The 1,819-nt window shown below is 39.1% G+C and carries 1 protein-coding gene; it reads left to right on the top strand.

Annotation, left to right across the window (positions count from 1 at the left end):
• Window positions 1-152 precede the first annotated feature (152 nt).
• On the top strand, window positions 153-1,819 hold a 1,667-nt coding region (locus ERX55_RS11210), incomplete at its 3' end, for an IS1182 family transposase (protein WP_243721504.1).

Genomic DNA, 1,819 nt, shown 5'->3' with positions numbered 1-1,819 from the left:
GAGTCTGGGACATAAATAACTAAATCTACGATTTATATAATGACTCGAAAGAAAAACGGAAATTCCATTGAGGAATTTCCGTTTTTAAGTGCAAAAAAAGAAGCTCTCTTATATAATGTAGTCACCACAACAACAGAAAGGGAGCTTCTTTTATGTATAAAAATTATAACATGAACCAACTGATTATGCCACTGGATACGCGTATCTTATTTGGAGATAAGGACTTATGTGTTATTATCCATAATCTTGTTGAGTCCATTCCAGATAGTGAGTACCTGAATTATTACAGCTCCCGTGGAGCTTCTTCATATCATCCTAAGATGATGCTTAAAATCATTCTTTATTCCTATACCCAGTCTGTCTTCTCAGGAAGACGTATTGAAGCCTCCCTTAACGACAGCATCAGAATGATGTGGCTGGCTCAAGAACAAAGACCCTCATACAGGACCATCAACCGCTTTAGAGTCCATCCAGTAATGGATACGCTGCTGAAAAACCTATATACCGGTTTCAGAGCGCAGCTTACCGAGAATAACCTTATCGAGGAGGACGCCATCTTTATAGATGGAACTAAGATAGAAGCAGACGCGAACAAGTATTCATTTGTATGGAAGAAGACTGTCCTGAATAATAAATCCAAAGCAGAGAAGAGAGCACAGCTTATCTATGAGGAATTTTATGAAAATGAAATCATCGCGGAGATCAGAGAAGAGATGGATGAAGATTTCACTATTGAAAGCCTGGTATATGTCGAGGAAGCACTCTCAGAGGAAATCGAAGATTTAACTCAAGAAATTGTGCAGAGCGACGATACAGAGAGAAGAAAAGCCCTCAGGAAAGAGCGTACACCGTTGAAAGCCAAGCAGAAAGAGATTAGAACCATTCTTGATAGAAATGAAAAATATAAAGAACAGCTGAAGATTCTAGGAGAAAGAAACAGTTATTCCAAGACAGATCATGACGCCGTATTTATGCGTATGAAAGACGATCATATGAGGAACGGCCAGCTGAAAGCTGGTTATAACATACAAATCGCCACTAACAATCAGTTTGTTCTCGCTTATGATGTATATCCTAATCCTGCAGATACTAAGACACTGATTCCTTTCTTAAATACATACAGAGAACTCTATGACAAACTACCGCTGTACATAGTAGCAGATGCAGGATATGGCAGTGAAAGTAACTATGAAGCACTTATAGATGACCTGCAGGTCATTCCACTTATTCCTTTCAATACGTATATCAAGGAGCAGACATCAAGATACAGAAAAGACCTTTTCAATACATCTAACTGGAAGTACGATGAGTTGGATGACACCTTTATCTGCCCTGAAAATCATCCCCTCCCTTTTAAGGGCTACAGCACAAGAAGAACAGGTGATAAAGAGCAAGTATCCAAGGTTTACCAGTGTGACATGTGTCAGGACTGTCCATTGAGGTCCCAGTGCATCTCTGCCCAAGCGACAGGATATAAGAAAATCTACCGGAATAATAATCTTGAATTTTTCAAAAACTATACGCGAGAAAAGCTTTCAGACGAAGCAACTGGCAGCATCTATGCACGTCGTAAAATAGATGTCGAACCAGTATTTGGTTATCTGAAGGCTATTTTGGGTTTCACTCGAATGTCAGTCCGAGGAGCTGCCAAAGTAAAAAGAGAAATAGGGATAGCCTTGATGGCAGTAAATGTCAGGAAAATGGCTACCGTAGGTAGTCAGCTTATCTGTAAAAACAATAAAAAGACGAAGAAAAATGTTAAACATACATTTTTCTTCGTCTTTTTTTATAAGCTAGAACTCCTTATGTCCCAGACTCT

Source organism: Macrococcus bovicus, assembly GCF_004359575.1.
Classification (GTDB): domain Bacteria; phylum Bacillota; class Bacilli; order Staphylococcales; family Staphylococcaceae; genus Macrococcus; species Macrococcus bovicus.
The sequence above is the reverse complement of the archived record's forward strand: the minus strand, read 5'-3'. Positions and strand labels throughout refer to the sequence as shown.